The sequence below is a fragment of the Paraburkholderia susongensis genome, from assembly GCF_900177725.1.
Lineage (GTDB): Bacteria > Pseudomonadota > Gammaproteobacteria > Burkholderiales > Burkholderiaceae > Paraburkholderia > Paraburkholderia susongensis.
The window spans coordinates 315,391-339,670 of the sequence record NZ_FXAT01000006.1 but is presented as its reverse complement, the minus strand read 5'-3'; the positions used below and the strand labels follow the sequence as shown (position 1 = coordinate 339,670).

At 59.3% G+C, this 24,280-nt stretch carries 14 protein-coding genes and 2 pseudogenes; 6 read left to right on the top strand and 10 right to left on the bottom strand.

The features are described from left to right. From B9Z01_RS36330 to B9Z01_RS20385, 4 genes and pseudogenes are all read left to right on the top strand, one after another. Nucleotides 1-123, top strand: a pseudogene (locus B9Z01_RS36330) (LysR family transcriptional regulator); the annotation flags it as partial. Nucleotides 124-282: 159 nt separating this feature from the next. Beyond that, nucleotides 283-801: a DUF2867 domain-containing protein gene (locus B9Z01_RS20395; RefSeq protein WP_085486317.1), complete on the top strand. Its 519-nt coding sequence runs from the start codon at nt 283-285 to the stop codon at nt 799-801. Nucleotides 802-884: 83 nt separating this feature from the next. After that, nucleotides 885-1,043, top strand: a pseudogene (locus tag B9Z01_RS20390) (IS6 family transposase); the annotation flags it as partial. A gap of 154 nt (nt 1,044-1,197) precedes the next feature. After that, nucleotides 1,198-2,580 (top strand): HdeD family acid-resistance protein, encoded by a 1,383-nt coding sequence (locus B9Z01_RS20385; RefSeq protein ID WP_085486315.1) that lies wholly within the window; start codon nt 1,198-1,200, stop codon nt 2,578-2,580. A gap of 16 nt (nt 2,581-2,596) precedes the next feature. On the opposite strand, the gene B9Z01_RS20380 is transcribed toward B9Z01_RS20385, so the two are convergent. The 4 genes from B9Z01_RS20380 to B9Z01_RS20365 all read right to left on the bottom strand — a co-directional run bounded on the left by B9Z01_RS20380 (nt 2,597) and on the right by B9Z01_RS20365 (nt 6,068). Further along, complete coding sequence (locus B9Z01_RS20380) at nt 2,597-2,998, bottom strand: ester cyclase (protein ID WP_085486313.1); 402 nt, start codon at nt 2,996-2,998, stop codon at nt 2,597-2,599. 131 nt (nt 2,999-3,129) lie between these two features. Next, the gene (locus B9Z01_RS20375) at nt 3,130-3,516 is read right to left on the bottom strand and encodes a BON domain-containing protein (RefSeq protein ID WP_244196090.1); all 387 of its coding nucleotides are present in this window, start codon (nt 3,514-3,516) and stop codon (nt 3,130-3,132) included. Between the two features lie 104 nt (nt 3,517-3,620). Next, a complete protein-coding gene (locus tag B9Z01_RS20370; protein ID WP_085486309.1) occupies nt 3,621-4,808 on the bottom strand; it encodes a porin in 1,188 nt (395 codons plus the stop codon). Nucleotides 4,809-4,886: 78 nt separating this feature from the next. Further along, nucleotides 4,887-6,068: a M20 aminoacylase family protein gene (locus B9Z01_RS20365; protein WP_085486307.1), complete on the bottom strand. Its 1,182-nt coding sequence runs from the start codon at nt 6,066-6,068 to the stop codon at nt 4,887-4,889. A gap of 149 nt (nt 6,069-6,217) precedes the next feature. Here B9Z01_RS20365 and B9Z01_RS20360 point away from each other — a divergent pair, with 149 nt between their 5' ends. Beyond that, the gene (locus tag B9Z01_RS20360; protein ID WP_085486305.1) at nt 6,218-7,117 is read left to right on the top strand and encodes a LysR substrate-binding domain-containing protein; all 900 of its coding nucleotides are present in this window, start codon (nt 6,218-6,220) and stop codon (nt 7,115-7,117) included. Nucleotides 7,118-7,177: 60 nt separating this feature from the next. Here B9Z01_RS20360 and B9Z01_RS20355 read toward each other — a convergent pair whose 3' ends face one another. From B9Z01_RS20355 to B9Z01_RS20335, 4 genes are all read right to left on the bottom strand, one after another. Next, the gene (locus B9Z01_RS20355) at nt 7,178-8,626 is read right to left on the bottom strand and encodes a basic amino acid/polyamine antiporter (RefSeq protein WP_085486303.1); all 1,449 of its coding nucleotides are present in this window, start codon (nt 8,624-8,626) and stop codon (nt 7,178-7,180) included. Nucleotides 8,627-10,034: 1,408 nt separating this feature from the next. After that, on the bottom strand, nt 10,035-11,546 hold the full coding sequence (locus tag B9Z01_RS20345) for an efflux transporter outer membrane subunit (protein WP_085486301.1): 1,512 nt from the start codon (nt 11,544-11,546) through the stop codon (nt 10,035-10,037). Next, complete coding sequence (locus B9Z01_RS20340) at nt 11,543-14,602, bottom strand: efflux RND transporter permease subunit (protein WP_085486299.1); 3,060 nt, start codon at nt 14,600-14,602, stop codon at nt 11,543-11,545. Before B9Z01_RS20340 ends, B9Z01_RS20345 begins: the two co-directional genes overlap by 4 nt. Then, a complete protein-coding gene (locus B9Z01_RS20335) occupies nt 14,599-15,570 on the bottom strand; it encodes an efflux RND transporter periplasmic adaptor subunit (RefSeq protein ID WP_085486297.1) in 972 nt (323 codons plus the stop codon). The genes B9Z01_RS20340 and B9Z01_RS20335 overlap by 4 nt, the downstream gene beginning before the upstream one ends. Before the next feature lie 1,750 nt (nt 15,571-17,320). Here B9Z01_RS20335 and B9Z01_RS20330 point away from each other — a divergent pair. Continuing rightward, nucleotides 17,321-19,363, top strand: a complete 2,043-nt coding sequence (locus B9Z01_RS20330) for an esterase/lipase family protein (RefSeq protein ID WP_085486295.1) — start codon at nt 17,321-17,323, stop codon at nt 19,361-19,363. A gap of 2,515 nt (nt 19,364-21,878) precedes the next feature. Here B9Z01_RS20330 and B9Z01_RS20325 read toward each other — a convergent pair. Both B9Z01_RS20325 and B9Z01_RS20320 read right to left on the bottom strand, forming a co-directional pair. Then, nucleotides 21,879-22,853, bottom strand: a complete 975-nt coding sequence (locus B9Z01_RS20325) for a ParB/RepB/Spo0J family partition protein (protein WP_085486293.1) — start codon at nt 22,851-22,853, stop codon at nt 21,879-21,881. Then, a complete protein-coding gene (locus tag B9Z01_RS20320; protein ID WP_167387532.1) occupies nt 22,850-24,061 on the bottom strand; it encodes a ParA family protein in 1,212 nt (403 codons plus the stop codon). The genes B9Z01_RS20325 and B9Z01_RS20320 overlap by 4 nt, the downstream gene beginning before the upstream one ends. Nucleotides 24,062-24,280 lie beyond the last annotated feature (219 nt).

Below are 24,280 nucleotides of genomic sequence, written 5' to 3'. Positions count from 1 at the left end.
ATGGAACTGAAATGGCTGGAAGATTTCGTGAGTCTCGCCAACACGCTCAGCTTTTCGCGCTCGGCGCAGGAGCGTTGCGTCACCCAGTCCACCTTCAGCCGGCGCATCAAATTGAATTTTTGGCACGCGTGATGCGAAAGGCGCATAGGGCGGGCGGCTCCGGTGCAAATCGGAGCCGCCGGCAGGTTAAGCTCGGTTTTCGACGAGCGCGCGCCGGTAGTTGACGGCGGCATCTCACAGATCTAATGTCTCGAATCTCGAGAGCCGCACCGGTGATTGGACATGCATAGATACGCGAAAATCGAGCAGGCCGACTTGCCGCCGGTCTCACGGCTGAGTTCGTCCTACGGCCGAGCTGATTTTGCCGACGCGTTTTCGGTGGACCTGCCCGAAATTGCCTTCGACGACGCAGAATCTCTCGCGCGGCACGTCTTTTCACAGCAGCCCGCGTGGATTGCAGTGCTGCTGAGATTCCGGGACATTCTAGTGTGGCCGTTTGGTCTTAAGAGAGCAGTTGACCTCCAGGCCAAAGGGGACGACCGGATAAGCCTTTTTCGCGTATTCGAGCGATATGATGACGAAATCGTTCTCGGGGAGGATGACACGCATCTTGATTTCCGCGTGTCGGTCCTCGTCCAGCCGGCATCTCGAGGCCAACCCAAACGATTGATTGTCACGACGCTCGTCTTCTACAATCGTCTTCTGGGGCGCGCCTACATTGCCCTGATCGCTCCTTTCCATCGCGTTGTCGTGCGAGCGTCGCTTCATCGAGCGCAGAAGCTCGGATGGCCCACCTCATAACGGCAATCCGCTATGCCGCCTGAGCGGCGGGAAGGGACTGTCTTAGGCTTTGTCGCAATAACGGACCTGCTATGCTGAGGTTCCGGGAACGAACGGTCTCGATGCTGGGCTTCAAGAATTTCCATTGTGCACGCATCATTCTGAGCGGCATCGAGTTCATGCACATGATCGTCAAAGGGCAGATGAAAGAAGGTGGCATCGCGCAAACTCCCGCACAGCAGTTTTACTCGTCGGCAGCGTGAGTAGTCCGTACCATACCGCCATCTGTCTGGCTTGCGTTCCTTATTGCGACAAAATCATTGGAGATGGTCGCGACACGGTGTTGGCTATCGCGCGATAAAAGCATAAGTGATCTTTCTGCATTCCGGAACGAATGCACAGCATGAGGGCATAAGAATGGTCCGGCTCGTATTATTGCTTCTCGGCGTTGACTATCTCCGCAGGCGTGCGCGCGCCATCTTCGTGATCGGTATCATCTGGCTGATCGCCGGCGTCGTCGTGTTTGTCGATGCACTCGACAATGCATTCTATTTTCCGATCAACTTCTTCGCGTGGCTGTTTCTACTGGAAGGACTGGCAACGCTCGCCGTCGCCCAGACGGGCGTCGGTGGGCAGCGGGTCCTGCGTTACGTCAAGGGGTTCGCCGTTGTCGGCGCGGCAGCCCTCATTTTCGCCGGCCATCATCACGGCAATTTCGTTCTGTCGATGATTTTCGGCACCCTGTTTCTGGTCGACGGGCTGCTGCAGTGCTTTTCCGCGTGGATTGTCCGCTACCGTCGCTGGAGGGTGGCTTTCGGGTGGGGACTCGTCGAGATACTGATCGCGATTTTCTTCTACCAACCCTACCCGACTCATTATGTCGGCACGCTACCATATGGCCTCGGCCTCTTTCTTCTTTTTGGCGGTCTCAATCTGGTCACGCTTGCGTCGCGCGTCAGGCGTCTCACGCGTAATCCGGCGTTCAATCGGGCCGGGAAATCTTCACCACAACCTGATAATGCCGAGACCGGTTCCAGGCAGACGTTCGACGTAGCAGGGTGGGACGGACCGCCGGAGGATAACGAGCACGCCCTGACCGTGCATGTATGGACGCCCACGGGTTCATCCAGGGCGCCTGCACAGAACCACCCCGTGATTGACCGTTACATTGCGGCCGTCGACGTCAACGGTGTCATCTCGACGGGTCACGCGGCGCTGGAATCGCCCGAGGGCATCTATATCAGCCTGTACCCCGGCGTGGAAATCGATCGGTCACCGGATGAGTTCGGCCGTATCCTGCGCGCGACCGAAGAGAACAACGTGCCGGGGGTATTCCAGCCTGATTATGCTACCGAGTCGAAAGCGTGGTGTCCCTCCACGGTGCGCGTGCGTATTCGCAACTATGATCCGGCGAAGCTGAGCGCGTTCTGGGAGCGCTATCGGGCTAATACGACCTACAACCTGACATACCGCAACTGCTCGAGTACTGTATCAAACGCCCTCGAGGCAGCCATTGAGGGAGCAACGAGCCGCCTGAGAGGAGGCGGGGCTGGCTGGTCCAGTTTTTTTCGGATACTTGTCACGCCGGAGCTGTGGGTGGCGGCCCAGATTCGCAAACGCGCCGTCACGATGGCTTGGACACCGGGCCTGACACTGGACTACGCTCGTGCGCTGAGCATGCTTGCGGACCCCCGTCCGTTTGCATGGTGGCGGGTCGCCCGGGGGGCGATTGGGGTAATGACGAGGCGGCGTAAAGAGTGGCGCGAGCAGGACTCCCGTGCAGCAGGCGCGCAGAACTGAGCGTGCCCGCGAAGACTCAGCGCTGCCGCTGTGATAACTGTCTCTCGATCGCTGCCTTGTCGATGACCGACCAGACCTGCTGAATCTTGTCGCCACGAAACTCATAGAACACGTTCTCGTCGAACGCGACCCGTTTTCCTTGCACCGGAAGCCCAAGAAATACACCGGCCGGCGTGCAGTCAAAATGCAATCGGCTCGCAATATGCGGCGGTTCGCAAACGAGGATCTGAATTTCGAAGCGCAGGTCCGGGATTTCTCGGAAGTCTCTCTCGAGCATCTCACGATAGCCTGACAAACCGATGCGTTGGCCGTTGTACTTCACGTCGTCGCCGACAAATACGCCCAGCTTCGACCAGTCCTGTTTGTTCAGGCAGGCGATATAGCCGCGGTAGATTTCCGAAAGATTGATTTCGCTCATCGCAACCGTCCTCCATGCTTCAATGGATCAGTTGATTGTCGACGATCTGGCGCAGCGTGTCGAACGGCCCTGGCTCATCCCCACATGAACCGGGGCCGCTCACGACTCAATCTGTTTTACGGGGCGTTGTACTAATTCCCGCCCCGCTGGCTAAAATCCTTACGTACTGCGACGCGGTTGTTCACGGACGTCACGCCGGGCACCCCCTTCGCGACGTTCGTCGCGAGATCGATCTGATCCGCGACAGGCACGCTCCCTGTCAACGTCACCACGCCGTTATTTGCGCGCACGGTGACGTTGCTCGCGCGCAGCCCCTGGTTTTTCGCGCCCCGGAACGCGCGACGCACGTTTCGCGCGAGTTGCCGGTTGGCCGCCTTCGCCTCGGCCGGCGTTGGCGACGAGCCCGCTACGGCCTGCGCCGCCGCGTTCGAAGCCTGCTGCGGTTGCGCGTGCGCATTGAGGCAGCCGAACACGACCGCGGTTGCGCCGGCCAGCTTGAGTATTTTTTTTGCGTTCACTTTGATCTCCTGTCGTCTATTGCCGGATGACATCGACGATGACTCCGGCGGTTAATCGGTCATGCGCGCGGCGAGACTGACGAGACTGCCCGCCGTGCCACAACTCAGAACAGGTGATAGATACCCACCGAGGCCGTCAGCGGCGTGGTGCCCAGTTCCGGCGTCGTCGTACCCGTCTGGACCGGCAACGGGTTGTTGTTCAGGATCACGGTGGAAATACCGTAGTTGCGGATAAAGCCCGCGCGCGCATAGAGCGACGTGCGCTTCGAGAGCGAGTAATCGTAGCCGAGCATCACGCCGAGCGCCGAGTCCTTGGCCGGTTCGCCCTCGGCATCACGCACGCCGGACGTGTCGCGATAGACCACCGACGCGCGCACCGCATTACGTCCCCACGGTACCGTCGCGCCGATCACGTAAGAGCGCGCAATGCCGTTGCCTTCGAGTTTCGGTGCGACCTGCTGGAACGCAGCCGACAGCATGTAGCTGCCGACGTCATAGATCGCCGACACGCCGTAGATGTCGTTGCGCACAGTCTGCACGCCGGACGCGGTCTCGACCTCCGAGCTCCACACGCGGTTATACGCGCCCGATACATACAGCTTGCCGTTCGTCCACGACGCGACCACGCCCTGGTTCGACGCGTTCGGCGACACGCCTGCCTGACCGTTGAATGCATAGAGGAACGTCGCGCCGAAACCCATGATGCGCGGCGTGGTCCACGTCGCCGCATTGTTCTCGCGCACGAGCACCTGGCTCGAACCCGGGCCGAGGTCGGCGTTATAGCCGACGCCCTTCGGCGTCTGCACCGCACCGCCGGCGAGCCACGTGACGACCGAATTCGTCATCACTTCGCCGAACGGGTCGATGAATTGCGGCAGAGTCGCGGTCGGCTGCAGACCGAGGCGCACCACGCCCCACGTCGCCGAATTGAGGCCGACCCATGCGGCGCGATCGAACAGCGTATTGCTGGTGCCGAACGTGCCGTTATTCGCCATGAAGCCGTTTTCGAGGTTGAATTCCGCCTTCAGGCCGCCGCCGAGATCTTCGCGGCCGAACAAGCCGAATTGCGACGTGTGGACACCGCCGCTCTGTGTCTGCCAGCGCGAATTGCCGCTCACGCTCTGGAAATTGAGGCCCATGTCGACGGCGCCATAGAGCGAAATGCCATTCTGCTGGATCGCGCTTTGCATCGACGGCCACTGGGACAGCAATTGCTGAAGATACGAGTCAGCCCATGCCGCGTGAGAAAACAGCGCCACGGCCGCGGCACAAACGGTTTTTTTATATTTCATGTAAATCCCCGATATGGACGTAGTCTTGCCGCCACCCCGGCGGCACGCCGGTCGGCGAAAAAAGCGGATTGGCGAATGTCAGGCTGTGAGGTATTGCTCGACGAGCGTGGCCCAATAGGCGACGCCGATCGGCAGCGCCTGATCGTTGAAGTCGTAACCGGGGTTGTGGATCATGCAACTGCCGTGGCCCTCGTGCCCGTTGCCGAGCGCGACGTAACAGCCTGGCACCTGCTCGAGCATCCACGAGAAGTCCTCGCCGCCCATCATGCCCGGCGGCAGCGGCAGGATGTTGGCGGCGCCGACCACGGCGGCCGCGGCCTCGCGAGCGCGCTCCGTCTCCTCCGCGGTGTTCATGAGCACGCGCGTGACCGGCTGGTAATCGATTTCCGCGGTAATGCCGAAACTGGCTGCCTGGCTCTCGACGATCTCGCGCAGACGCGTTTCGATCAGTTGCTGGACTTCCGTATTGAGCGTGCGCACCGTCAGCAGAATCGTGGCCGTGCCCGGCACCACGTTATGCGTGTTGCCCGCCTGGATCGCGCCGACCGTGACGACCGCTGAGTCCCCCGGCGACACGTTGCGTGCGACGATGGTCTGCAACGCCATCACGATGCTTGCGGCCGCGATGATCGGATCGCGCCCGAGATGCGGCATCGCCGCGTGAATGCCCTTGCCGGTCAGCGTGATCGTGACCACATCGCCCGATGCGGCCATCGCGCCTTTCTGCACGATGAACATCCCGACCGGCACGCCCGGTGCGTTATGCAGCGCGTACACCGCATCGCAGGGAAAGCGCTCGAACAGACCTTCCTTCATCATGCGCGCGGCGCCGCCCTGCCCTTCTTCGGCCGGCTGGAAAATCAGGTTCAGCGTGCCGTTGAAACGGCGCGTTTGCGCAAAGTAATGCGCGGCGGCGAGCAGAATCGCCGTGTGTCCGTCGTGACCGCATGCGTGCATCTTGCCGTGCACCTTGCTCGCGTACGGCAGGCCGGTGTCCTCGATGATCGGCAGGGCGTCCATGTCCGCGCGGATGCCGATCGCGCGCGTGCCATCGCCGAGTTTCAGACGACCGACGACACCCGTGCCGCCGATACCCTCGGTCACTTCATAGCCCCACGCTTTCAGTCTTTCCGCAACGAGCCGGCTCGTTTCGACCTCTTCGAATCCCAACTCTGGATGAGAATGGATGCGACGGCGCAACTCGACGAACTCGGCCGCCTGCTCGCGAATCGCGGGATCGATATTGATGTTATGGGACAACGCCGTCTCCTCTTACAGGCCCGTAAAACACGCGCATTACAGGGTGTTTGCGCGAATTGGGAGCCAGTCTATGGGAACGGCGGCGGATAAAAACATGATAAAGTTTTATCCCAATAACCGTTAGTTATAGTATTTACCCTAAGGTAATAATGCCGATCAAGCTTCACCAACTCCGCGCACTCGTGGCCGTCGCGGATCATGGCACGATCGTCGGCGCATCGCGAGCGCTGTTCGTCAGTCAGCCTGCCGTCACCAAGGCCATTCGGGAACTGGAAAGCGATATCGGCCTCACGCTGTTCGGCCGCAGCGTGAATGGCGTGGCGCTCACGCAGGCGGGTGAATCGCTGCTGCGGCATGCGCGCTTGATCGTCGGTGAACTGGGGCGCGCCGAGCAGCAGATGGCAATGGAACGAGGCGCGCAGGAAGGCCGCGTCACGGTCGGCGTAACGCCGCTTGCGGCGCTCACGTTGTTGCCGGATGCATATGCGCAATTTCGTCGGGATATGCCGCACATCACGGTGGAATTTCTCGAATTCAACTTGACGAAACTGCAGGACCAGTTGCGCCAGGGTTCGCTCGATTTCGCATTGGCGGCCGGTGTGGAGGCGAGCACCGATCCGTCGATCGAATGCTCCGAACTGATGACGTCTCCGCTTGCATTCGCAGTGCGCGCGAACGGCGAGTTGGCAAAAGCGAAGTCGCTCGCCGATCTGTGCGACGCCGAATGGCTGCACTCCGATACGACCGACGAGTATCCGCAATTCGTGACGGAGCTGTTCACGCAGCAAGATCTGCCCGTTCCGCGACGAATCACGCGCTGCACGTCGCAATCGCTGCTTTACAGCCTCGCGATCAGTATCGACGTGGTCATGGGCTGGGCCTCGCACACGCTCGAACTCGCCAATGCAATCGGCCATCTGAAGAGGCTCGACTTCATTGAAACATCGCGTGCCGCGCGACTGCATCTGATGCAACGCGAAAGCGCGATTCTCACGCGGCCCGCGAGCTATTTCATCCGTTGTATCCGCAGCGCCGCGCTCGTCGCGTGATGCGCGCAGCGCGCGCGTGCGAGTACGGCGCGCCGGCCGCTCAGACGACCTCAGACGACCTCAGACGATGATGGTGCCGGTCGCGAGACCAACCAGCGCGGCAATCGCGCCGCAAACCGCGACCGCAAAGATGACCCACTCGACGCTCGAGAACACGCGCTGGCCGCGCTCGCGTTTGGCCAGCACGTATAGCACCGAGCCGGGTGCATAAAGCAGCGCGGACAGCATCAGGAATTTGACGCCGCCCGCAAACAGCAGGAAGGCCGTGTACAACGTCGCGAATGCCGCGATGAAATACTCCCTGCGCAACGTGCCGCTCAAGGCGCTGTTGCCGCTTTGCTCACTGCTTTCGCGATCGTGACGCGCGGCCTTGATGCCGTATGCGGCCACGAGAAAATACGGAATCAGTGCCATCGAACTCGTGAGATTGAGCATCAGCGCAAACGCATCATTCGACCAGTACGTGCTGATGACGAACATCTGCACGACGGTGCTGGTCAGCCAGATCGCGGCGACCGGCAGCTTGCGCTCGTTTTGCCGCGAGAATATGCGCGGCATCGTCTCCATGCGCGCGGCGGCAAACAGCACTTCGGCGCAGATGAGCGACCATGCAAGATAAGCGCCGAGAATCGAAATGATCAGCCCCACGCTGACGAACACCACGCCAAATGGACCGAGCAGCGCACCGAGCACGGCGGCCATCGAAGGCTGGCGCATCAAGGCGATGTCCGCGCGCGGCAGGGTCGCATAGGGCAGCAGCGTCACGAGAACCAGCAGGCACAGCACGGCCACGAAGCCCGAGACCGTTGCCGTGCCGACGTCCGAGCGCTTCTTCGCATAGCGCGAATACACACTTGCGCCCTCGATGCCGACGAACACGAATACGGTCACGAGCATCGTGGCACGCACCTGCGAGAAGAGGCCCGCGCCCAGTTCGCCACTCCCTTCCCAAAAGTTCGCGTGGAACATGTCGGCGCGAAAGAGCACAATCAGAATGCCGATGAACATCACGATCGGAATCACCTTGGCGACCGTGACGACGGTGTTGATCATCGTGGCCTGCTGCACGCCTCGCAACATCACGAGATGAAACAGCCATATGCCCACCGACGAGACGATGATCGCAATGGCCGTATTGCCGTTGCCGAACGCTGGAACGAATGCACCGAGCGTCGACTTGATCAACACCCAGTAAGACACGTTGCCGAAGCATCCCGCCATCCAGTAGCCGAACGCGGAGAGAAAACCCGCGTAGTCGCCGAAACCCGCTCTCGCGTACGCGAACACACCGGCGTCGAGTTCGGGACGCCGCTCGGCCAGCGCCTGAAAAACGCGCGCCAACGCATACATGCCGATGCCCGCCACGCACCACGCGATGATCGCGCCGAACGGCCCGGTTGCACGCGCGAAATTGCGCGGCAACGAGAAAATTCCTGCACCCACCATTGACCCGACGACCATCGCGGTCAATGCGGGCAACGACAGTTTCGTCTCGACCTGAGTTGTCATGGTCCACCATTCAGAGAAGCTGATTTCTTCCAGAAAGGGACTCACGCGGAGTCATCGTGCACAGGGTGCGCTTCTCCATGCACCACTCCGATTAGTCCTCCCGACTGATGCTACCGGGCCTGCGAGTACCTGAGTCCGCCATCGCTCGCTAAAATTCCGGCCGGTCGCGCGCATTTCCTGTTTATTCAGAAGACAGAATGTGTGCACCGCATTCATGTCATCCATTCCGCATGCAATACAAAACCATTTTCTCGATCCAGCAGCCTGCGTTGTAGTTGGAAATGTCCTCGTCGTAGTCGTAGTCGTTGAAAATTCGATGCACGGGGACCGCGGTATGCATACCTCGTTGGGTGGACCTACGCACCGTTATGGGTCGTCGGGGCCATAATAAATTATCTTCAGCGATGTGGCATCAATAAACCTTTCATGCATTGCCTATGCGTGCCCCACGCGCGGTCCATTTCACTGCACGCGCCGCGCCAGGATTTGACAAGTAATTCACACGTTCTATGCTCAATAGCGGGTTAATTACCTACGCTCTGATGTGACACTCGTTGCATGAATCGAATAGAGTGTTAAAGTGACTCCTGCGTGCAATGTACACGCGCTTTGCTGTTGGCGAAAAAGATGACTTCGCAATGATGATGTCATTCGCAAGTCAGCGACGCCGCGGCACTGACATCGTGCAGAAATGCAAAGGGTTAGCCCTGCTACATTTCGTTGGTTCGCCTTGCTGCTAATCAGATCATCGGCCATGACGAAGCAATTCGAAAGTTTTGCGAAAGCATTGGACGGTGTGTCAGGTGGTACAGAAGATTGATCGACAAGCAGGGGCACGATCACAAAAAACACATTTCAGGTAATTATGTAAAGTAATTAGTCGTATTAACTGGTGGAGTCAAAATGATGGCACGTACTACTCTTGGAATCGCCTCTGCATTGGTCGTATTGAGTGTTTTCGCTTCTGGATCAGCATTTGCGCAACAACCGGCCCAGCCGGATGCCGCCGCTCCGGCGGCCGCCGCGGCGAGTGCAACGCATAGCGATCCGATCGTTCAGAAACGGATGGAAGTGCGCCAGGCTAACCAGAAGCAACGCGCGGCAAATTCCGAGGCCAGAGCGAAAATGAGAGCGCAGCAACGTCAGGCGCGCGCCGAGCGCAACAAGTCCGTCCAGGAATCGCGTCAGCGCGCCACGGCCACGATGTCGGCGTCGGCTCCGCAGTAACAGGGCACTATTCAGAATCTGGTTCGCCGGTGATTCGTCACCGGCGCAATTCGGCAATCTGACTCGCTGCTTTCCGTGCTACGCACGTGGTAACCCAAGCAGCCGGATAAAAAGCCGTTACCGTGATATCACGGTAACGGCTTTTTCATTTGGCGTGTCCAGGCCTGCTATCGTGCACCGGCTATTGTGAAACCGGTGCCGAAGCAGGCGCGCTCGCGGTGGCAGGCGTCGTCCCCGCCGCCGGTTGCTGTGTGCTCGCCACCGGCGGCGGATTCGCCAACCAGCCGCCGCCCATCGCCCTGAACAGCGCAAACTGGGCCTGCAGCTTGCCGACCTCTTCCCTGACCTGCGACGACTGGCTTTCGAGCAACGCGACCCGAACCTGATCGATATCGACGCGTCCGGTATCGCCAACCTCGTACCGGCGCTGCACCTGGCTCAACTGCGTGGTGCGCCGCGTGACTTCCTCATTGCGCGCCTTGAACAGCTCGTCCTGCCGGTTCAATCTCGCCAACGCGCGATCGACGTCGTAGAACGCACCGAGCGCGGTCTTTTCATAGTTGGACATCGCCTGCTGCGCCTGAGCATCCGACGATTCCACCTGCGAGCGCCGCGCACCAAAATCGATCAGCGGCATCGACAATGCTGCGCCGAATAGCCAGAACGTGCTCGGCCCAAGGGCTTGACCGGCGATCTCCCACCCATTGCGCGCGAGCAGGCCGCTCAGAGAAAGGGTCGGCCAGTAATTGAGCCGCGCGGCATCCGACTGCTTCACCGCCGCATTGACGCGCGCTTGCGCCGCGATCAGATCCGGGCGCCGCATCAGCAGATCGACAGGCTGGCCCGGCTCGATATTGGGAAGCGCCGTCATCAACGTGTCGCTTTCGTCGAGAATCCCGGCGAATTGCGCGGGCTGCACGCCGCACAGATTTTGCAGATTGAGCCGCGCCTGCACGATGCCGTTCTCCACCTCTTGCAGACGCGCATCGACCTGCGCGCGGCCGGCGCGCGCCGCTTCGATGTCGGTGCTGAGCACGAGCCCTGCGGTAAAGCTCTTTTCGGCAATGTTGACGAAGTCGTCGGCGATCGCCTGGCTCTGCAGAAGAATCGTGCGCTGACGCAACAGCCCTCGATACGTCACGTACAGATCCGCGACACCCGACACCACGCTCAGGCGCACCGCCTCGGCATCGCCCGCGGCCGCGCGTGCCTGCTCGTGTGCTGCAGAGAGCCGCGCCCGCCCCCGGCCGAACAGGTCGATCTCCCATTGCGCCTGCAGCCCAGCGCGCCAGAACTGCGCATCGAGATCATTGACCCCGAGCAGCTCCTGAAACTCGAGCGATGTCTCGCCGCCGTGATACTTCGCCCCGCTCAAGCTGGCGCCCACCGACGGCAGCAGTTGCGAGCGAGCCGCCCGGATCCCCGCCTGCGCCTGGTCGACGCGCGCGTACGCCGTGGCGATGTCGAAGTTATGCGCGAGCGCCAACTCCACGAGCCTGTTCAGCGTGGGATCGTTGTACTGCGTCCACCACGTGGCGAGATCTTGCGCGGACATCGGAGTACTCACGGTCTGTTGCGCCTCTGAGTACTGCTCGGGGAACGCGGCGGGCTTATCGAGCTGCAATGAACCCGTGCAGCCGGCTTCGAGCAGCAGGGCCGCGATGGCGAGAACGTAAGGACGCGCGCGGATCATTTTGCATCCGGGTGTTGGCCCGGCTCCCATTCCGCCTGCTTGATCGAGAACAGCAACGCATACAGTGCCGGCACTGCGACCATCGTGAGCACGGTGGCAAAGGCAAGACCGGACATGATGGTGATCGCCATGTCCTTGAAGAATGGATCCCACAACAAGGGCACCATGCCGAGCGCCGTCGTACCAGCGGAAAGCATCACCGGCCGCAAGCGGCTCATCGCGCCATGCGCAACCGCCTGCATTCGCGGTACACCCGCGGCGACCTGTGCGTCCATTTCCTCGACCAGCACCACGCCGTTCTTGATCAACATGCCGATCAGGCTCAGCAGACCGAGCAGCGCCATGAAGCCGAATGCACCGCGGAACAGCAGAAGGCCGAGCGTCACGCCGCAAATCGACATCGGCACCACGAGCAGCACGACGAGTGCGGGCTTCAGGCGTCCGAACATCATCAGCACCAGCAGCGCCATGCCGATGAAGCCGAGCGGCAACTGACGGAACAGGCTTTCCTGTGCGCGTGTCGACGATTCGTGTTCGCCGCCCCATTCGAACCGGTAGCCGGAAGGAAGTTTGATGTTTTCGATGCCTGCGCGTATGCGGTTGAATGCATCGACACTGTTCTGCCCGTAGATCGGATTGGCCGATACCGTGATCGTGCGGATCCGGTCCTCCCGTGCGATCTGCCCTTCCTCGGTGCCGATCGTGAAACCGTCGACCACATCGCCAAGCGGCACGTAACGCCGCAGCCCCGCGCTAAACACCTGCAGGTCCTGCAGACCCGCGACACCACGCGTGTAATCGGGCGAACGCAGCACGATGGGCAGCAGTTGATCGCCTTCGCGATAAATGCCCGCCCTCAGGCCCTCGGTTGCATACGCCATCGTGTCGGTCACCTGCCGGCGCGTGACACCCAGCGAACGCGCGCGCGATTCGTCGAACTGTGGCCGCACGATGCTGATCGGGTTTTCCCAATCGTCGCGAATGGCAATGATCCGGCCGTCCGCTTTCAGCACGTTCTGCGCCTCCTGCGACAAATGGCGCAGTACAGCGGGATCGGGACCGGAGAAACGCGCCTGGATCGCGGCGCCCCCGCCGGGCCCGAAATTCGGACGTGTGACCGTCCAATGCTGCTCGGGGAAACGTTTCTTCAGATCCGCTTCGATGTCCGGAATCATGTCGTCGATCAGGCCTTGATCCTTCACGGTGACAATGAATTGCGCATACGACGGATCACGTGTCTCTGGATCGTACACAAGGAAAAACCGCGTGGCGCCCTGGCCGATATACGTCGCGACGTTGACGACATCGGCGTGTTTGAGCAGGACCTTTTCCACCTCCTTGCCCTTTTCGGACACGGCACGAATATCGGCGCCGCGCGGCATGCGCATGTCGACATAGAAGATCGGCGTGGTCGATGCAGGGAAGAAGCTCTGTTCGACGAAGCGGAAAGCCCATCCCGCGAACACGGTCAGCGCGACGAGCGCGACGATGACGATCACGCGCCGTCCCGTGACCCACTCGAGCAGAGCGCCGTAGCGTTGATAAAGCTTCCCTTTGAACGGATCTTCGTCCACCACATCCGAAGGCTTGAAAAGATAGCTCCCGAAAAGCGGCGTCAGACTAATCGCGATCACCCAGCTAAATAGCAGCGAAATCGCAGCCACGGCGAACAGTGATGCGCAGAACTCGCCCACTGCATCCGGTGACAGACCGATACCCGAAAACGCCAGAATCCCGACGACAGTCGAAGCAAGCAGAATCCACTGGCTCTGTTTGAGAATTTCGGTCGCCGCCTGCAGATGCGACATGCCCCGCTGCACCTTCACGAGCATGCCTTCGACCACCACGATGCTGTTGTCCGTCAGCATCCCCATCACGATGATCAGCGCACCGAGCGAGATGCGCTGCAGCTCGATGCCCGCCGCGTACATGACCAGAAGCGTGCCGAGGATGGACAGGAACAGCTCGACGCCAAGGATCACGCCCGCGCGCCAGCCAAGCCCGATACCCAGCGCCACGCCGACGATCGCAACGGACAGCAGCACGTCGAAAATGAAGCCCCGCACGCTCTCGTCGACCACCCGCGGCTGATCGTAGAGCGGGTGGAGTTTCATGCCGATCGGACGGTCACGCTCCAGCTCGGCAAGCCTCGCCGCGATGTCCGTGCCTACCTTCACGACATTGACCCTGGGCCGCGCGCTGATGCCGATGGTCACGGCGGGCTGGCCGTTGTAGCGGATGATCTGATTCGGGATCGTCGCGTAGCCGTGGCTCACCCGCGCGATGTCGCCGAGCAGAAGCGGTCCCGGCGTATTGCCGACCGGCAGCGAACGGATGGCCTGCAGTGAATCGAGTGATCCGGTCGGCGCGATCCGCAGCGATAGATCGCCCACCCGCTCGCGGCCCGCGGGGCGAACCTCGTTCTGCAGGAATAGCGTCTGTGCGAGATCGTCGGTGGAAAGATTATTGGCGATCAGTTGCGACTGGTCGACGTCGACCGAAATCTGCTCCTGCTGCTCGCCCGCAATCACGATGTCGGACACGTCGTCGAGCGTCAGCAACTGTCTGCGCAGTTCGCGCGCGTACTCATACAGTTGCGCCTGCGTGTAGCCTTCGCCGGTGAGCGCGTAGAACATCCCGTAGACGTCGCCGAAACGGTCTAGCACCACCGTGGGTCCGGCGCCGGGAGGCAACCGCACCTGCGCGTCGGAAACCGACTTGCGCAACTCGTCCCAGACCTGCGGCAACTGCGCCGAGGTGTACTGGTCGCGAATCTGCACGCGGACTTCCGAATAGCCCGGCATCGAGCGCGAGGTCAACTTTTCGACCTGCGGCATCTGCTGGATCGCGCTTTCCAGCCGGTCCGTCACCTCCTGTTCGACCTCGTGCGCGCTCGAACCCGGATAAAGCGTCACGACGACCGCGGTCTTGATCGTAAACTTGGGATCTTCCAGCCGGCCGATGCCGTAATACGCGAAGATGCCACCCACCAGCGAGATGAGTGTAATGACCCACGCGATCAGCGGCTTCTCGATAAGGGGGCGCGCGAGATTCATTGAGGTGCATCCATTGGGCGAACTGCCATTCCCTCTTTCATGAACTGCGAGCCGCCTGCCACCACGCGGTCGCCCTCCGCTACCGCACCCGCGACGACGGCATCGTCATTGCGGATTTCGCGCACGCTCACTGGCACCGCATGCACGCGGCCGGACGCGGCATCGTAGCGCCAGAGGCTACGCTGACCGTTCGCGCCGATCGACACCGCGGCCATCGGAATCGCGAAGTAGGTGTTCTCGCTCTGCACGACCTGGCGCGCCGTGTCGGAGATCTGTACACGCATCGCCATGCCGGGGAACAGCATCGCGCTTTGCGGTCCTTCGAGCGAGAAGACGAGCCGGTAGCCCGCGGAGGTCGGCGTGGTCTGCGTCGTGCGTTCGCGAAAGACGAGAGGAAAGCGGTTCTCCGGCCGCTCGGGCAACCACGCTTCGGCCCTCAGCGTCTTGTCGACGAAGAGCCGCTCGGCGATGCTCTGCGGAAGATCCACGCCGATATCGACACGGCCGACGTTTTCAAAATTGAACGCTGGCGCCCCCGCCTGCACGACCTGCTGGATCTCGATGTTGCGGCGTGCGATCCGGCCGTCGAAAGGTGCAACGAGCCGCGTGTTGCGCAGATCGCGGCTCGCCAGGTCGCGTGCTGCTCGAGCGGCGTCGGTTGCAGCCGACAACTGCTCATAGGCAGCCTGGGACAGGATGCCATCTTTGCGCAGCACCGCCTGGCGCTGCAGGTTTTCGCTCAGCTGCTGATACTGCGCGCTCGCGCGTTGCAGTTGCAGCTTGTAGGGCTCTTCGTCGATACGCGCGATCAGTTGCCCGCGTTTCACTGTCGCGCCTTCGAGCACCGCGATCTGGACGACGCGGCCCGACACCTCGAACGCGAGCGGCGAGATGCTGGTCTGTTCGACCCGCCCCGTGAAAATACGAATGGTGGACGCATCGGCCGGCTCGATCTTGGCAAGCTGCACGGCTGGCCTCGTATCGCCGCTCGCCGTTTCAGCCTGTCGTTGACAGGCCGACAGTGAAAGCGCAACAAGCACACAACAGGTCAATGCGACTCCGGCTAATCGTGGAGCCGGCGGTGCATCGGAGCGGTTAGCATTCATGGCGTTCTCGGCTGACTACTGGCGCAGCCCATGTCGTAGACGCTCGTAGACGCGACGGCAATGCGCCTTACGTCCAGCAAACGGAGCTTTACACGTTGCGCATAAATTCATAGGGGTCCGAAACAGCGGAGCGATAGTCGCGTATCCGCTGCACATTCATGACCGGGTCCGACTCGGAAGATTGCATCATCGCTCCTGTCACCCCGGCACTGTCGTTCAAAAGCAGTGTATTGGCAACTATTATGTTCTGCCCATCGGGACTTGCGCGGCTCGTGCCTCTTTTTTCATGTTGCTTTTTCGCATTCCAATTGAGTCCCGTCCGTTTGTACACCCACAACAATTGTCGACATAGCGATCAAGGCAACCCGGAGGATTACCCGTTTGGGTTAAAAGACAGTGACCGGAACAACACTGCATGCAAAGACGTTCTGACTCCGCTTATCAGGCATCCTGTTTAACTGCAGAATGCACTGCTAACTGCGAGGTAATGCTGTTGGGAGACTGAAAAAATGGCGGCTCATCTCCACACGGCACATCTAACGATTCTTGCTCGACTGAACAACGAAGGCTTGCGCGTATCGCTTGCCAGCATGGAACCCGGACCGTGCAGACTGGCCTCGCTGCAAAAAACATTTAAGTTCCCAGGCAACTTATTGTCAAGAGTTTCATCGCCACCACTGCGTCAAATCGAGAAGACCTTTGACGCTGAGAGCGCTCTGCCAGAGTGTTTTACTTTCTCAAGCGGGCGCGCTATGGCGATGCTGTATGGCTGGCTACGACTTCGTTCAGGTAGCGGGCGCATCATGTCATACGCGCGTCATTGTCCCCTTTCAGAGTCGGTCACGTGCATGATGGTCGATTACCACTTCGGCCGTCAATTGCTTCGGTGTCCATCGTGTATTTGCAGATCTATTCCGCGATTCTTTTGACTTGCATTGATGGAAAGATAGGCATACTTATTCCGCTGTGCTATTCACGAAACGCCCGATTGATGGAAGCGCCATATATGTTTTGACAAGGCCGTGTTTCGCCAATGGTTAGCGAGTACCATTGCAACTTGCGTTCCTTCATTGTCTGAGTCAATGCTCGCCCTTCCGGGTAGCGCTTCTTGCACAAGAAATTGGCTGGGCGTACAGTATTCTGCGAACAAATAATATCCTTTGGATCGCATTGATCCGCCGCGTAAAACAGCGGACCATGAACCGAGTCTGGTGAGAGACAATCGTCTGCAGTCGCAACGTCGCGCGCGGCCACCGGAGCATCTGTTATTGTTGCCGGTCTACCTGGCCGGTCATCAGCGAGCCGGGAAGTTGGCAAGTCTTTCCGGCAATTCAGCCATGGCAACGCTCCACAGCACGATGACTGACTGCGTTACCGACTGCACGGCACCGCAAAAAAACGAGCCACGTTCCAGTCACCACGAAAGCCTCTGCATCATCGGGCCCATCGAGGTCGATCTATTGAAGACGATGCGGTGTCGTTGGTCATTCCAGCATGCGCCTGCGCCAGGCCGCGCGAAACATCCAATGCCGCGCGTCGTCTTTCCGTTTTTCAAACCTGTTCGGACGAGCGCCTCGATGTGGCCGAACGACTCCAATGAGCCCGACTTACTATGACGCGCGCGTTCTCATCATGGATGTCGCGTTGCCTGCTACTCGCGCTGCTCGCCACCGGCCTTCTCTCCGGTTGCGCGATGGTGCAGGTGAGCTCGCTCGGTCCCGAGCAGTACATCGCCATGCGACGTGGCGATATTCTGTCCACCGGCCGCCTGAGCGCCGCGACACGAGACACGCTGCACATAGCCGCACTTGACGAAAACACTTGCCAAAGAGCGCCGCAGGACTGCATCAATTCGATCTCGACCGTTGGCGGAATCAACGTCGACCGGCGACTCGCCAGTCTGGCCGAACTGTCTTTACAGATGGCCATTGCCAACACGCCGGCCAATGCCACCGAATGGAGCGACGCGCAATTTGATTTGTGGCTCAGGGCGGTACGATTCGCCTACGCGTTTCTGTTCCTGGGTCAACGCACCGCCGGCGAACGAGCATTCGAAGATCGACAGACACAGGTCCGTGACTACTACAACTACGCGGTCCAGGAGCTTGCCCGTGCGCTGTTCCTGCGCGGCGCGCTCGATACGAGTTCCGGCGACGGCAGTCCGGGCACGCAAATCATTGCAGGCTGGAACATCCATCTCGACCTGAGCCGGGTCCGACTGCCGGAGGGCGTGCGCGAACCGCGCGAAGTGATCCCCGCTTCGCGGCTTTCGTTCGCGGGAATACGCAGCATCTACCGCCGCGACGGACTCGGCGCGGAACTCGTCGCGGTCATGAACGTGCCGCAGCCTGAATCGAATAACGACGACGACACCGATGCCGACACGAGTCCGAACGCCAATACGAAGGCCAGCGCCAACGCGCGCACGTCGCCGCGCGCCGCACCCCAGTCGGCACGAGCGTCGCAGCCCTTCAGAGAAATGCCGTCGCCGAACGTCACGGCGCTGATGTGGTTCAGCCAGGGCTCACTCGAGCAAGTGCTCAGCTCGCATGACGTGGTGCTATCCGTCTACGATCCGTATCGCGAAGAGAGTATCGAGCGACACGGCCAGACTGTGCCGCTCGCAGCCAATTTCAGTGCGGGTTATGGCATCTGGCTCGCCCGCTCCGGTTTTGCCGGGCAGTCCTTGCGCACACTGTTCGGACGGGCGCGCGGCTTTGATAGGCCGCGCATCTATTTGATGCAACCGTTCGACCCAGGCCGACGGATCGTGCTGATGCTGCACGGCCTCGCGAGCAGCCCTGAGGCATGGGTCAATGTCGCCAACGATATTCAAGGCGACGAACTACTTCGTCAGCACTTCCAGGTGTGGCAAGTCTATTACCCGACCAATGTGCCGATTCTGGTCAACCTTGCACGGATCCGGCGGGCCGTGCAGGAGACCCTCACCCACTTCGATCCCGACGGCACGTCGCCGGCATCCCATGGCATGGTGCTGATCGGGCACAGCATGGGAGGCGTTCTGGCAAGACTGCTCGTGTCGAGTTCGGATGACGACCTATGGAACTTCGTCAACGATACCTTCGTGTCCGAGGGTACCGACATCAATCGCAAGGATGAGCGGCTTAATCTCCTGCTGCGCTTCACGCCGATGCCGCAAGTCGAGCGCGCGATCTTCATTGCCGCACCGCACCGGGGTACACCATTCGCGCGCAATCGCCTTTCGCGCTGGGTTGCCAACCTCGTGCGCCTGCCGCTCGCCCTTATGAATGAGATCGACGACGTGCTGCAAACGGCAACGAATATCGACTCACAGGGCCAGACCTTCCATGTACCCAACAGCATTGAACAGTTGCGCGACACCGATCCGCTCATTCGTGCGACTTCGCAGCTGCCGATCAGTCCGCAGGTGTGCTTTCATTCGATCATCGCAAGACGCCGCGAAAACGGGCCGCTTGAAGATTCCAACGATGGCGTGGTCCCCTATCGCAGCGCACATCTTGCAGGGGCGCTTTCCGAGAAGGTGATTGTTGCCGGTCATAGCGTTCAGGAGACACCCCAGGCAATCCTCGAGATCCGGCGCATATTGCATGAGGATATCGAGCAGATCGATCAGAGCGGGGAGATTTGCGGGGAGGCGGCCGCGAGTAAATGATCGTGGATGGTTTGGCTCGCCACAGGTAGCTTGGGACCGGTTGGGGATGAAACGATCGCAGGATGAACTGAGCCGTTGCCGGTCACCCGACGTCTATTTACGTCTTGCTGTTTTGCTCGATGTGCTCGCGAGGCGGTGTTAGCTGTGACGCTGCGTGAGCAACCGGAAATTGTTCGTTCGTTGTCTGCCGTTGCGATATCCGTGGCTGTCGCAACGGCTAATTTTTTATACACCCGTTCTGGCTCCCGAGACTGATTGCGGACGTCTCGTTAGCTCGGGAATGGATGTCGCAAAAGTGGCGCGGCTTTGTTATTTACATCGCAAGTTTACCCACTACATATTACGTATTAAACGTTACGTCTCGCCGTTGCCTGGGTAATTATTTTCGTCTCATGTCACGCTAGATGGAGGCTGGACGCATTGGGCGCCGGAAGCACCCTTTTCTCGTGAAACATAGGCGACTCGGTTGGGAAAAGAACTTATGAAACAGTGAGTTGCTTCATTGCCTCGACGTTTCGTAATGTTTCACGGCAGACGAACACGCGAAATCGGTCGGAGAATCGTGGACTTGTGCGCATATTGTCGAAACCGATGTTATTTTGCGCAACTTAACTCGTTGATTACATCCAAATGTATTGACCCCTAATATTGGACTCGCATTCAATAGCAACGCGTGGCGTGCTTGAGTGCTCTTGATTCTGCCCACACTCCCCTGCCGATCTTCAGGTTGCTTTCTTTGGTTGATGTCCTGACAAGGTCAGCGCCGGCGTTAGATGCGAGCTAGAAAGCGGTGACGATGATGCAATCCCGATCGCTCTGCATGAGTGACCGGCCTCAGAGAGATGCATGGAAACACCATCGTCCTTGTTGCGGGAGTCATCGTTTGCGGCTTAAGAGGGTGTTCGCTGATAGAGATCAGGGAAGGTGAGCGTGAGTAGTGTTGAAGGTAAAAGCGGGGCAGGAAATTGCTCGGCAGGAGCAGGGTTCTCTTAAACCTTCGAGTTCCGGCGGATTAACTCTGCGGCGCTCCTGAGCGAGCGACCCAATCTCCACTGGTCAGCGGTCCGATATAGCTGATCGCAAGAGCCCATCTGCGATGGACGTCCGATAAATGACGGACCAGATCTCGTTCCCATCGAAACCGCAGAAGCCTGTCAGCAGGCTGGTTAGCCACCGCGGAAGGTTATCGGCTCGTGGTGAGCGCTAACGGCCTCGTCCTTCTATGTATGGAATCTCGTTCGCGAATTCGCGCTATCACCGGCCGCTAGTGGTTTGACGCCTCTTCGAGCACGTTTGAATTTGTATTTTCCTCGGAGGGAGGAAATTCATTAGGCAGCAAGCCAGTATCCGTTCATTGACTTCGATTCCAGACACGCTACCGCCTTCATTGATCAATCGGCCATAGCCCGAATAGATACAAGGCGGGGCACTAGCCGGGGCAATCTCTCGACGACAAAGACGGCTTGAGAAGGCCGTATGAGAGAACACCGAGCGCTCGCAGAGCGTTGAGCTGAGCGTCGTCACTGATCGAATCGAACAAGCCTGCGGCGGCACGTCGTTCTTCCCATCCGGCCTCGGGATAAGGAGGGTGGTGAGGCTCGTTGACTCTGTCCTGATCGATGAAGATAGTCCCTCTATCTTCGAGCGGCGAGGACTAGCACTGTCGCCGGAAAGCCGCGGAACGCTTTTACTCTTGCATTAAATCTCGAAGATACAGGACGGGTGGGATCGCTCGTCGGTGACTGGACGTGGCTTTTTGCGGCAGTTGGGTACGCAAACGGCTGCTGCTCATATAGGCGCTACAAGAGACCTCCCCGTCACCGCAGATGACGGAGCAAACCAGAAACGGGCCCGTACGACTGAGTTCGAGCACTTATATCGCACTCGCCACAAGTTTCGCGTGGCCAAGGATGCGTCTACGGCGGTCAATTTCGATGCGAAGACAGCGGGCGAGCCCGTGAAACGATCCCGAAGAAAACACCTTATACGAGAGATCGACCTACGTTCCGGTGGATCATAGCGAAGCCGCTGAAACGCAAGTTACATCGGGAGTAGTGATGTGCCTTCAATTGACGAACACGTTGTTCGCCCTTTAGATCAGCAGTACACCCGTCATGTATGGCGATGCCTACCGCAGGAGAGCGTTGCGGGACGAATAGGGGGATAGCTTCTTTTGGGATTGTCCGCAATTTTGTGTGCGAGGCGGTAAGTGGAGCTACTCGCGCGAGAGATTAAGACGCTCACCAGACAGGATGGCAAACTGGTCCGTGGCCGCTTTCCAGTCTGTTTTGGCGTTTCCAGTTCAAAGCAAGACATCACCGCAAACTAGAGGGACAGAGTTTGGCGATGGCCATTTCCGCCATCCATGCTGTTACATTGAATCTTGGCAAGGGCACCGCCCGCTATCTCCAGCAGTGTCTAGACTCTAGACATTCCCATCTCGACCGAGCACGCCCCCACTACCAACAAAAAAGCCCGCACCAGGCGGGCTCATCTACCACAAACCAACTTTCAATCAGTTCGCCTTCGGCTGTGCCTGAAACATCTGCCCGATAAGCTGCCGTATCTGAATCTCCTGCGCCTCGGTGATCACCCCTGTCTTGATCTTGATGGTGAAGTTACTAATGTCCTTGGTGATACTTCCCGCGTGTTCTCGCCCAGCGAAAAATTTCTCGATGCTGCGTCCACTAGTCCCAGCAGATGTCGTCCGCTGGGTAGCCAGTGCAGCGATCGCCGAAGCAACCTTGCCCTGATCCATTTCGCCTTTCACGAGAAGCGGCCAGATTTCGCGAGCGGCCTTAATGCCGTCCTCGCCATGTTTCTTGATAGCCGCTGCTATCGCCTGCGCCGCAGTTCCACCCAGCAGTCGAGGTTGGATATCCAGATCCGTCTTGATAAAGTCCGGAAGATTATCGAACGCGAGAAACTGGTAAAGGCCCGCGCGGGACAAGCCCATCGCCTCCGCCAATCGCTTTCGACTCGGAAATTCCGTCTCCGATCGGCGAATCGCCACGCCAATCTCGTAATCGGTCAAATCGTCGCGGCTGATGTTTTCGACCATCGCCAACACGGCCATATCCGAATCGGAGCAGTCCGCAACGACTGCCTTGATCGTATCGACGCCCAGCATCTTGTGAGCTCGCCAGCGACGCTCCCCAGCCACAATCTGATAATCGTCCGCGACACGACGAACCACGATGGGCTGCATGAGCCCCACTTCGCGGATCGATTCGGCAAGTTCCGCCAGCTTGGTCTCGTTGAATACCCGGCGAGGTTGCCAGGGGTTTGGCAGAATCCCTGCTATCGGCAACTGCGAAGCCACGCCGGTCGCCTCCAACTCCTGCACCCGAAGCTGTGCAACGGCCAGCGCACCCGCAAGACCGGGCGCCGTCTGCGTGCGATTGCTGCGCTTCACTTCGTCCTCATTGATGGACGATGTTTTGCGAATGCCAGACGTCTTGGCCAGCAATTGTTCTCGCATATTGCTCATTGCGCGTTCCTCCATTTTTCCGAATAGATTTCGTCCACCCATCGGCAATAGTCGACCAAGGGTTGCCGTACGCGCTGCAGCGACTTTGCCGCGCTGTGGGTGCTGCTGATATCAAAGACCGTCGAAAATGCCAACGCCCCGGTACTCATGACCGAACTGGCTGGCACCTCGATCGAATGCAGCCAGTTTTCGTAAGCGCTCTGCGCCCATGCACGCACAATGGGCGCAGACGAATTTCGCCCGTAGTCGACTCTCGAAAGTACCAGCGAGACGAAGTCGTATTTCTTGTCCTTCTCGTACTTGATAAAGCTCTTGGAGACGTCCGAAAACAGTCGCCAGAACGACAGTGAGCTGATGAAGTCCAGGTTCTCCGGCACCATCGGCATCACCATTGCATCCGCAGCCATTAGCGCATTCAGATTGAGGTACGACAACGACGGCGAAGTGTCCATCAGGATGTAGTCGTATTTCTTCCTCAGTGGCTCGAGGCCCTGCCGAAGCACGGTCCAGAAGCGGAAACCCGGCCTCACCTTTTGCATTGCGGGTAGATGAAATTCGGCACCAATCAATTCCGTGTGCGCGGGAATCACATCGATGCCGTCCCAGTATGTCGACTGCACCCGGCCTTCCAGCCCGCCTTCGATCTCCTGGTCATAAACGTACGGCAACACCGTATCTTCCGTCGTCACATCCTTTTCCGCGTACAGGCCGCATAGCTCCGAAAGCGACGCCTGCGGATCGAGGTCGACGACCAGCACTTTGCGCCCGCGCAACGAGAGACCTTGGGCGAGGCACATCGTGGTTGTCGTCTTTGCGGAGCCGCCTTTGAGTTGGGCGGTGATGATGATTTTTCCGTCAGGCTCTTTCAGACGGGTCACGAGCGGAGTCTGATAGATGTCAGAAATTTTCTGCACCCAAATACGCGCCTCCTCCAACGTGAAGGTACGGGTGCGGCCGGTGCCGGCTGCCGTACCCGAAGGCAGTTCACTATCACCTTTGGTCGCGAGGTACTGAACCTGGGAGTGAGAGATATTGCACATTTCGGCAATCTCTCCCGTTTTGAAAACAGGAGCCGTTTTTCGAGGACGCGGCGCCAGAATCGTGTCACGCAGCTCGTCGGTGAAAATCGTGACCCTTTCCGCAAACTGGCTGATCTGCTCAAAGTGAACGGTTCGGTCTACGGCAGGAAGTTGGCTCGTTCTGACCATTCTGAGGTTTTTCCGTAAAATTCCAGAAACCTCAGAATACAGGAAATACTTGAAAATAGCTTTTTAAATTACTGTTTTTATGTGGATTTTTTGCACATTTCCGTATTTTTTTGGCCCGCTTTGCGCAACGAACCGGCCCTTCCAGCGAAGGAACGCAGTCAGCGTTGATCTGACTGGGCACAAATGACCTCACCCTCCGCACATAGATCGCTTAACGAA